Origin of the sequence: Acetobacter cibinongensis (genome assembly GCF_000963925.1) — a bacterium.
Lineage (GTDB): Bacteria > Pseudomonadota > Alphaproteobacteria > Acetobacterales > Acetobacteraceae > Acetobacter > Acetobacter cibinongensis.
This window is the reverse complement of sequence record NZ_BAMV01000006.1, coordinates 78235-87931: the sequence shown is the minus strand read 5'-3', so window position 1 is coordinate 87931 and position 9697 is coordinate 78235. Positions and strand designations below refer to the sequence as shown.

Annotated in this window: 11 protein-coding genes; 3 read left to right on the top strand and 8 right to left on the bottom strand. The window is 53.4% G+C overall.

Annotation, left to right across the window (positions count from 1 at the left end; genetic code table 11):
* Nucleotides 1-247 (top strand): cupin domain-containing protein (locus Abci_RS03075; protein WP_048837690.1); only part of this gene is annotated, 247 nt, incomplete at its 5' end.
* A gap of 9 nt (nucleotides 248-256) precedes the next feature.
* Here Abci_RS03075 and Abci_RS03070 read toward each other — a convergent pair.
* From Abci_RS03070 to gluQRS, 4 genes are all read right to left on the bottom strand, one after another.
* The gene (locus Abci_RS03070) at nucleotides 257-2002 is read right to left on the bottom strand and encodes a Hint domain-containing protein (RefSeq protein WP_048837689.1); all 1746 of its coding nucleotides are present in this window, start codon (nucleotides 2000-2002) and stop codon (nucleotides 257-259) included.
* A 267-nt stretch (nucleotides 2003-2269) separates the two neighbouring features.
* Nucleotides 2270-3475 (bottom strand): pyridoxal phosphate-dependent aminotransferase, encoded by a 1206-nt coding sequence (locus Abci_RS03065; RefSeq protein ID WP_048837688.1) that lies wholly within the window; start codon nucleotides 3473-3475, stop codon nucleotides 2270-2272.
* A 3-nt stretch (nucleotides 3476-3478) separates the two neighbouring features.
* Nucleotides 3479-4681: a pyridoxal phosphate-dependent aminotransferase gene (locus tag Abci_RS03060; RefSeq protein ID WP_048837687.1), complete on the bottom strand. Its 1203-nt coding sequence runs from the start codon at nucleotides 4679-4681 to the stop codon at nucleotides 3479-3481.
* 179 nt (nucleotides 4682-4860) lie between these two features.
* A complete protein-coding gene (gene gluQRS, locus Abci_RS03055; protein WP_048837686.1) occupies nucleotides 4861-5727 on the bottom strand; it encodes a tRNA glutamyl-Q(34) synthetase GluQRS in 867 nt (288 codons plus the stop codon).
* A 217-nt stretch (nucleotides 5728-5944) separates the two neighbouring features.
* Here gluQRS and Abci_RS03050 point away from each other — a divergent pair, with 217 nt between their 5' ends.
* Nucleotides 5945-6508, top strand: a complete 564-nt coding sequence (locus tag Abci_RS03050) for an HNH endonuclease (RefSeq protein WP_181015808.1) — start codon at nucleotides 5945-5947, stop codon at nucleotides 6506-6508.
* A gap of 6 nt (nucleotides 6509-6514) precedes the next feature.
* Here Abci_RS03050 and Abci_RS03045 read toward each other — a convergent pair whose 3' ends face one another.
* Both Abci_RS03045 and Abci_RS03040 read right to left on the bottom strand, forming a co-directional pair.
* Nucleotides 6515-6814, bottom strand: coding sequence for a hypothetical protein (locus tag Abci_RS03045; protein ID WP_048837685.1), 300 nt, complete (start codon nucleotides 6812-6814; stop codon nucleotides 6515-6517).
* A gap of 172 nt (nucleotides 6815-6986) precedes the next feature.
* A complete protein-coding gene (locus tag Abci_RS03040) occupies nucleotides 6987-7193 on the bottom strand; it encodes a heavy-metal-associated domain-containing protein (protein WP_048837684.1) in 207 nt (68 codons plus the stop codon).
* Between the two features lie 81 nt (nucleotides 7194-7274).
* On the opposite strand from Abci_RS03040, the gene Abci_RS03035 reads away from it, so the two are divergent.
* Nucleotides 7275-8033 (top strand): hypothetical protein, encoded by a 759-nt coding sequence (locus Abci_RS03035; RefSeq protein WP_146806721.1) that lies wholly within the window; start codon nucleotides 7275-7277, stop codon nucleotides 8031-8033.
* A 23-nt stretch (nucleotides 8034-8056) separates the two neighbouring features.
* Here Abci_RS03035 and Abci_RS03030 read toward each other — a convergent pair whose 3' ends face one another.
* A complete protein-coding gene (locus Abci_RS03030) occupies nucleotides 8057-8677 on the bottom strand; it encodes a hypothetical protein (RefSeq protein WP_146806719.1) in 621 nt (206 codons plus the stop codon).
* A gap of 137 nt (nucleotides 8678-8814) precedes the next feature.
* Nucleotides 8815-9588, bottom strand: a complete 774-nt coding sequence (locus tag Abci_RS03025) for an SDR family oxidoreductase (protein WP_048837700.1) — start codon at nucleotides 9586-9588, stop codon at nucleotides 8815-8817.
* Nucleotides 9589-9697: the final 109 nt, after the last annotated feature.

The following is a 9697-nucleotide window of genomic DNA, read 5'->3' as shown; positions in this document are numbered from 1 at the left end:
CGCCAGGCAGGACACCCAGCTTTGGATCTGGTCACTGGATGTTGGGGAGCATTACAAGGCAGACCCCGACCCTGAGGGCTGGCACGAGATGATCTTTGTGCTTGAAGGCACACTCCAGCTCGACTTTGATACCGAAACCCAGATCGTACAGGCTAACGACTTCACCATTTACAGCAGTGCGCAAAACTACAGCTACACCAATGCAGGCAACTGTGTTTTGCGCTTTTTACGCTCTGTATCCTCGTAAACAACGTGCCTAAGCAGCAAACGGAGCAGCGCTTACGGGAGCAGGGTTCTGCTCTTCACGTGACGCGATGACGGCATAAGGCCCGCCAGCCAGAATTTTTACCGACAAGATCATAAATCCTCTTGTCGCGCGATGCTGAAGCGGCAGAACTGCGCTGCCGGTGGTCCATCGGCCTTCCGTGCTTTCCAGATCCGCCCAGCCCTCAAGCTCTGCGGTTGTGAGGTGTATTTTGACCGGAGCAGAGCGCGTTGTGTCCAGCAGCGCTATTTCTCCCACAAGCACCCCCCACTCCCGCCGGTCATCAACAAACGGCCCAATGCTGTCAGATTTCCTGCTGGTGCGTGAACAGAGTTTTACGTTCCGCACGGTGGCTGGCAGCATGAACATGACACTGCTACCCACCTTGCGCGCCATGGTAACGATCTGCCCTTGGTCTGTCTGCAAATGCAGGTCTGGATCAAACGTAATGTCAAAGGCCGGTTTACGGCATGGAAACTGCTTTTCCTGCGCACGCTCTGCAAGGCGGTGATAAACAGGCTCTACCGCCGCACGAGTTGTCACACGCGGCACAGCGCCATCACGCTCCCACGTCAAACGGCCACAACGCAGCTTTACAACGTCTGTCGTCTGGTAAAACAGGCGCTGATTTTCTGTGTCCAGAAAACTTTCCGTCAAAGCACCATCGGCCATGATGATAGAATGATGTTCTGTCTCAACATGATAATATGTGTAAGCGCTTACTGTACGATCATAAAAAATAGAGTGCCCATTGACCAACATTCTGACCGGCACAAACATTGTCTCAAAAAATAGAGAATGATCAGATGTTACCAGCATATCCTTATACGGCACACCCTCTGCCAGAGCGTTTTTCAGAATACGCACAGGGTAACCTGCCTCATCTTCAGGTCGATCGGTCCGAACCTGTAAACGCTTGCTACCAGACCATATAATTTTGCGTGTTTCCCAGTTTTGACCAGAAACATCATAAATGCTGATGACATCACCCGGTGTCAGCATTTCTATCGGCACATCCCCTTTGGGAGTACGCAACAAAGTGCCTGCCAGAAAACAGACTGGCTTGGTGTAACTCACCATTTTTTCTGATTGTTTCCTTGGATCAAGCCGCCCTATACCGGCAACAGCCAAGTCAAAGTTTTGACCATCCACAAAATTTAATGTCACATGATCAAGATCTGAAAAACGCAGACTAGCAATGTCAGCCGCTTTTACATCCGACAGCGTAATACTGTCAGCATTATCGTTTTCAAGAAAACCTTTTATAAATAAATTCGATTTTTTATTTCCTGTTAAAATCAAGCTATTATTTTCAGCACCGCAAAGCTGGATAACTCCCCCCGCAGTTGCAGGCACCACAGCATGTGCCCCTTCTTCCACTATCAGGATATCTTCTATTGCACTCCCTTCTTCCATCATCAGGGTTTCCCCGCAGCGCACAACAGCATGACTAACGCCTGCTCCTGCCTCGACATAAAGAGCAGAAGACAAACCGACCAGTGATGCCGTGCCCTCCGGCCCAAAAGTCATGACGCCATCTGCAACCACAGTGACATTCACGCCATGGCGCACAGCATGATAAACCTGTGCCGTAGGAGAAGTTTTCTGGGCGGGCGAGCAAACCATATTTGCTTTGTCCCGCGCACAGGAAATAGCGCTAAAATTTGTGTGAAAATTCTCTTTTTCAATACTGGCGTTTGATGAGGTAACGCCCTGAATATCAAGCTCAACTGGCATGGCTTCAGGCTTCCATGAAGGTCGTATATGTTCTGCGAAACACAACAAACGCTATCTGCCAAATCTTAATTTTCAGTTACAGATTTCCTGAAACCTTTATTTTTTCAGCGTATTTTACAAACATAAACATAAGGACACACTAACATAATAATTCTGTAATTTTCCAAAACCTGATTTATGACGCGTACAAATGGTCTCTCACGCTGTGCTGAGCGCAAAAAAGCAGGGCCAATTTCTTAGCCATGCCTCCCGGAAACTTCTTTTTGTTTAGCGCAGGTTCTGTACAAACCGTGCCAGGCTGGCACACGCCTGCTGTAAAACGGCATCGCTTGTTGCACAGGACAGCCGGAGATAGGGGGAGAGGCCAAAGGCAGAACCCGGCACAGTTGCCACGCCTTCTTCTTCCAGAAACGCCACGGCAAAATCGTGGTCACTTTCAATCCGCGCACCACCGGCTGTTGTTCGCCCAAGGCAACCTGCAATACCGGGATAGGCGTAAAACGCTCCCTCTGGCATGGCACAGGTTAGGCCGGGTATGGCGCGTAAGGCCTCCACCACCATTTTTCGGCGGCGGCTATAGGTCTGGGCCATATCCCGCACCAGATCCGTTGGCCCATCCAAAGCCGCCGCAGCCGCAGCCTGCGCAATACTGCACACCCCGGATGTTGCGTTCCCCTGCACACCGCGCATGGCGGCAATCAGGTCCTTCGGTCCACCCGCAAACCCGACACGCCAGCCGGTCATGGCGTAAGCTTTTGACACGCCATTCAGTGTAATGGTGCGCTCTTTTAAATCCGACGCCACTGCGGCAATGGAAAACGCCTGCGCACCGTCAAACACAAGATGCTCGTAAATTTCGTCTGATAAAATCCAGACATCCGGATGCTGCCGCAACACCTCGGCTACCGCCTCGATATCCGCTTTGGAGCAGACGGCACCTGTGGGGTTATTAGGAAAGTTCAAAACAACCCACCGTGTGCGGGGTGTAATGGCCTGCGCCAACACCTGCGCATTAAGCCGGAAACCATCTTCTTCTCGGCAGGGTGCATAAACAGGAACACCCCCAAACATACGGGCAATTAAGGGGTAACTGACCCAATATGGCGTAGGGACAACAACCTCGTCACCCTCATTGAGGGTGGCCATAAATGCGTTGAAAATAACCTGCTTGCCACCGTTGGAGACCATGATCTCATCTGAGGTATAGGTTAGCGCGTTATCACGCAGGAGCTTGCGTGCCACGGCCTCTTTCAAAGCTGGCGTGCCATCAACGGGCGGGTACTTGGTCTGCCCCGCCAAGGCTGCCTGATTAGCAGCCTCAATAACGGCGGCGGGCGTGGGAAAGTCCGGCTCCCCCAAAGCGAGAGAGATTACAGGCTTGCCCTCTGCCCGTAACATACGGGCACGACGCGCCATCTCTATGGTGGCGGGAGCAGGAAGCCCTGCAAGCCTATGAGCGAAAGACCGAGCCATAAATTACTGCAACCCGACACAGAAACGCTGAATACGGGTGCAGGCTTCCCGCAGGCTTTCCGTATCCGTTGCGTAAGAAATACGCATATAGCCGGGATACATGAAGGCAGAGCCATGCACGGCGGCTACGCCTTCTTCTTCCAGCAGGGCAGTTACAAAATCTTCGTCTGTTTTAATAGAAAAACCGCCAGCGGATGTTTTGCCCAGACATTTTTCAACAGACGGGAAGACGTAAAACGCCCCTTCCGGCTTATCGCACTGCAAGCCGGGGGCTTGGTTAAGCATGGACAGCACGAGGTCCCGACGGCCCTGATACGTGCTGACCATGTCTGCAATAAAGTCCTGCGGGCCTGTTAGTGCCTCAACGGCAGCGGCCTGCGCAATGGAACAAGGGTTGGATGTAGACTGGCCCTGCAACTTGTTCATGGCTTTGGTCAACTCAACCGGAGAGGCAGAATACCCAATGCGCCAGCCGGTCATGGCATAGGCTTTGGAAACGCCATTCATGGTGACCGTGCGCGGGCGCAGCCGGGGCTCAACCTCCACAAAGGTTGCCGGGCGGAAGCCATCGTAAACCAGTTTGGCGTAAATATCGTCCGTAAAGATCCAGACATGCGGATGGCGCAGCAGCACATCACAAAGCGGGCGCAGGTCTTCTGCAGAATAGGCAGCACCCGTTGGGTTACAGGGTGAGTTTAGGAAAAGCCATTTGGTGCGCGGCGTAATGGCGGCTTCCAGTTCCTGTGCTGTCAGCTTGAACCCATTTTCACGTTTGCAGGGCACGATAACCGGCGTGCCTTCCGCCAGTGTCACGATATCAGGATAGGACACCCAGCATGGGGCGGGGATAATGGCCTCATCACCCGGGTTCAGGGTTACGGTCATGGCGTTATAAATGACCTGCTTGCCCCCAGTGGAGACAATGACTTCCTCTGCCGTATAATCCAGCCCGCTATCCAGGCGGAAGCGTTCCGCCACGGCTTTACGCAGTTCCGGCGTGCCTGCCACGTCCGTGTAACGGGTCTGGCCATTTTTAATGGCTTTTATGGCCGCATCGGCAATATTGTCTGGTGTGCGGAAATCTGGCTCACCTGCTGAAAGGCTAATGATATTCCGGCCTGCGGCTTTGAGCGCGCGGGCTTTGGTCGAAATAACAATCGTCTGGCTTGGGCTGATTCTGTTCAGACGGTCAGCGACAATGCTCATTACGTTCCACACTTCCTGACTTCAGTGTTTGCATGAAGGTTGTCTTGGCAACCAAAGCGGGCAGAAAAAGATACGATGCGACCGCTCCGGACGCACACTAAAACGCTTCATGCCGTGGCGGAACAGTCCAAACGTAATTTTTGATCAATTTACAGCATATTTAGCATATTCTTGACGGGTCAGGCGTCAAAACCCGCTGCCGCACGAACCGCTTCAGGGCTCATGCCTGCATCTCGCATGGCCCGCACAGCCTTGGCCCCGTCCCGCTTGGCTAAACGCTTGCCATCTGCGCCACATAAGAGAGGATGAAAAGCATAATGTGGGGTAGGCCACCCCATAAGCGCCTGCAAAAGGCAATGCAGGTCTGTTGCAGGTCGTAAATCTTCCCCACGAGTCACAAGCGTAATGCCCTGCGCGGCGTCATCATGGGTTACACAGAGATGATAGGAGGCCGGAACATCCCGCCGCGCCAGCACAACATCCCCAAACAACTGAGGCTGACACATGACCCTCCCCCGCTGAAGGTCATGGTAATGAAGCAGTTCTTTTTTCTGAGTGGATGCCACACGTAAAGCTCTGTCCATATCCAGCCGCAGGACATGAGGCCGACCTGCTGCAAGCAAGTCTTCCCGCTGCGCCGGAGCCATATGCCTGCATGTGCCCGGATAGAGCAGACTACCGTCAGGAGCCGCATGCGGTGCAGAAAACATGTCTGCATTATCCCGCAAGATATCGGACCGCGTGCAGAAGCAGGGATACATAACCCCCATCTCCGTCAATGTTTGTACTGTCTGCGCGTAGTGCGCCATGCGGGCGGATTGAGACAGAACCGGCCCGTCAGACCTCAGACCAAGCCACGCCAGATCTTCCAACAATGCATCCGCGTAGAAGGGTTTGCAGCGTTGGGGGTCTATATCCTCCATCCGGACAAGCCATTGACCATCTGGCCGGGCGTATTTCCACCCCGCCATTGCGGAAGCAACATGCCCCAAATGCAAGTAACCCGTTGGACTCGGTGCAAAACGCGTAACCCACATACGGTGCATACCCTCCCTTATGGTGCCCGAACAAAGTGGGCTATTAGCCAGACAAAGAAATAATACTGTTTTATGAAATACTTACCCCTATTCTTGCCCGTCTTCTGGTAATCTGCAATACTTGCTTAAAGTATTGATCTCGACGACGCACTAACCACAGGCGTTCCGTTCAGAGTTTTAACGCCCGTGTAGATGGTGCGCCCCTGAGAAAACAAGGAGGCACGCCTTGGCTGACGGCAGTATGCTGAACTTTCCGGCACTGGTCTTGAATGCGGATTTTCGTCCGCTCTCCTACTTTCCATTGTCTCTCTGGTCATGGCAGGACACTATCAAAGCCGTTTGTCTGGATCGTGTTTCCGTATTGAGCGAATATGATGCAGAGGTTCATTCTCCGCAGCGTACCTTCCGCCTGCCTAGCGTCATTGCCCTCAAAGACTATATTCCCTCAGCCCGCAAACCAGCCTTCACCCGCTTTAACGTCTTTTTGCGTGATAATTTTTCCTGCCAGTATTGTGGGCAACATTTTCCCACCCACGACCTGACGTTCGACCATGTCATCCCCCGGTGTAAGGGTGGCCGCACCACGTGGGAAAACGTAGTCACAGCCTGTGGAGCCTGCAATTTACGCAAAGGGCCACACTTGCCGCACCGGATTGGTATGGTGCCGCGCACCCAACCAGAACGCCCCACCTCCTGGCATTTGCAGGAAAACGGGCGTGCTTTCCCGCCCAATTATCTGCATGAAAGCTGGCGCGACTACCTGTACTGGGACACGGAACTGGAAAGCTAAACCACCTTACTTGGTGTAGCTATACCCATAGTCTTCCGCCTGCTTTTGCAGGTCTGGCGCGCCCTTGAGGTCCAGAGGCAGAGGATGAGCGTCTTTTTCGCCCAGGAGGAAGTTATGGTTGCTCATACGCTGGCATGTATTTGCGGCCAGCGGGAAGCTGAGGAACATGGGGCCTTTCTGCTGCTTACGCAGGCACGATACATCTGTATCTGTCAGGGGAACGCGCCCAATTTCGGGGGAGCAGCCACTCACAAGCATTAACCCCACCAGCATGGCACCAAGGCCAAGCACTCGTTGTGCGCGCATCTTCCCCAACCTAACCTTTACCTGGAACAGAAAAACGGGCTGAGGCCCGGCACGGTATGCGCTGCTATTGTGCCACGATCATGCAGGGCAGCATAGAGGATGCGCCAGCACATCGCCCCCGTGCGCATCGCATAGCCGCGTGCCTTAGCTTCTCAAAACGACAAAGGCCGTCTTAGCTGACATCATATCCTGCGCCACGAATGGCATTCTGCAAGGATGAAGTGCCAGCGCGCTGGGGATCATACTCAATTTTGACCTCACCACTGGCCAGGTTGACCTCCGTGCTTTGCACGCCATCAACAGCAGCCAAAGCACGCCGGATAGCCGATACGCAGCCTTCGCAAGACATGCCTTCAACAATAAAGCTGGCCGTCGCCATGAATACCCAATCCCTTCGTCACTGAAACAGAGTGCGTAGCATATCGCACTTATGCACAGATCTAAAGCGCCCCTGTTACATTTGGTCATATACAGTGACCATAAAAGCCATGACACACAGCGCCGGGATGGCCTCTCGGCAGATGCCACAACACCCGCTATGCTAGGTCTTATGCAGGACACATCTTCTTCTCGCACGCCAGAAAAGCCCGTGGGTAAAGCGCCGCTATTATGGCGAAATACGCTGCCGCACAGGCGTATGCTTGCAGCTCTTGTGAACCAGTTGGACCACGCTCTGCTTGTAACGGAAAGTGCCACCAGAACTCTGGAAGACTGGAGCCGCCACCATGCTTTGGCGACAAACCCTGCCATTCGCGCGGAACGTAACCCGGACGCTGCACGCCCCTGCCCACCGCACCTGCGTGACCATCTGAACGTTTCCCCCACAGAGGCGCATCGCCTGCTCAGATACCGGCATGTCAGGCTGATGTGCGGCGCAAACGTGCTGTCACAAGCAGACAACTGGTACCGCGCCAACCTTTTGCCCGCCAGCATGAATAGAGACCTTGAGACGACGGATATTCCGTTTGGGCGTATTGCAGCCCAACTCGGCTTTACCCGCCACGCCATTGCCACCGAACCACTCTGGACGCCCTTGCCTGACGGGTGGAAACCACCCCACACACCCGAGAATAATGAGGCGTTGCTGGAAATTCCCCCACTTCTCTTCCGGCATCAGGCTGTTTTACGGCAGATGGACGGCACACCATTCAGTGCTGTGATAGAAACCTATACGGCGGATCTTCTCCGCTTTGTACCGCCTGATTGTAACGCAGACTAAGCCTTGTCTGCGCCAAAACACAGTTAAAGCCCGTCCTCGGTCCAGTTCATCATAATCACGCGGTAACTCTTATCTGACAGCTTCTGCCAGACAGTATAAGCACCGCCCCGCGTATCCGGTGCAGGAAGATAGGACAGACCTAGAATTGGCACAGCAGATTGGAGAATTTGCCTGGGACTGTCAGTGCTTTTAGGACGATAAACAGCAACAACAGAATGCCCATCGGCATAGCGCCAAACGCCAGCGCGCCACCGGCCAGAGACCACGGACGCCGACCCGGAAAAGACCGCATCAGGCAGACGAGGCGGTGTTCCCTCCTCAGGCAAAGGCGGCGATATTTTCATTTTTCTGGCAAACAGCCGTCCTGCTGTCACCATCACCGCAATGCTGTGGTCGGTTATACCCCACCCATACGCGACATGCTGCACAACAACGGAGCACTGCTGCGGCCAGACAAGGCCGTAAGCCGCCGCAATGCGTAATCCTGTGTCTGTCACCGTAAGCCCCAGAGCCGTTGCGTCTGGAGAGACGGCCTGAACGCGCCCCGTTGCCATCACGCTCTCAACCGTTGCGCAGCGAGACGCAGCGTACACTGGTAGAGATATGATCAAAGCATGGAGGCTGAGTATGATGCGATGGATCATGTCACGCTGGCTTATTCTGGTAAGGGAGCCAGTCTACCGCATAGTCCGTGCAGAATTTTACAAAAACTCGCACTCTGCATGAAAATTTACTCAGCCTCAGTAGGAACAGGACCAAAAATCCCGTTCCCGCCAAATGGCTATTTGGTTGTGTAGCCACCATTGACCAGAATAGTCTGGCCTGTCATCCACCATCCGTCCGTGACTAGAAAACGCACAAATGGCGCAATATCTTCAATATCCGTCAGGCCGGTTTTGCTGAACGCTGAAAGCGCGGCTGCTGTTTTGTGATACGCCACAGCATCTGGCGCTTCCTGACCATAAAAGAAGGCCGTATCCATTGGGCCCGGCCCTATGGCGTTTACGGATATGCCACGGGCACCGTATTCCTTAGAGGCTGCGCGCGTAAAATGCTCGACCGCAGCCTTAGACCCGGCATAGGTAGAGTAAAATGGTGTGTAAGCGCCCAATAACGACGTAACAAGTGTTACCAACTTGCCATTGTCATTCAAATGCAGGCCTGCTTCCTTAATAAAGAAATATGCTGCTTTTGTATTGACCGCAAACATACTGTCAAACTCATCTTCAGACGTCTCGCTGATGGGTTTTTTGAGCACTTTGCCTACGGTATTAATGGCAATATCGGGTTTGCCCACTGCCGCAATGGTCTGAGCAAACAAAGCCGTGTTGGCTGCCGCTGTTGTCAGGTCTGCCTGAAACGCCACAGCCTCTACACCCAGAGCTTTCAGGTCAGCCAGTGTTTTGTCGGCCTCTGGTTTGGAGGCCTCACTGTTATAGTGAATGGCAATGGCTTTGGCCCCTGCTGCGGCCAGGTCTCGTGCTATCAGGCCGCCAAGGTTTTTGGCACCCCCGGCAATGAGAACGGTTTTCCCTTTAATGCTGTGATCGACCATGTTGCGGCCTCCTCTGTTACGATCAGAACGTGCCTGCCACGTCTTCTGTTCCAGCAGAGTATCGGTCATAATATCTTTATAAAGCACTTACTCCTGACAAGATATGTCG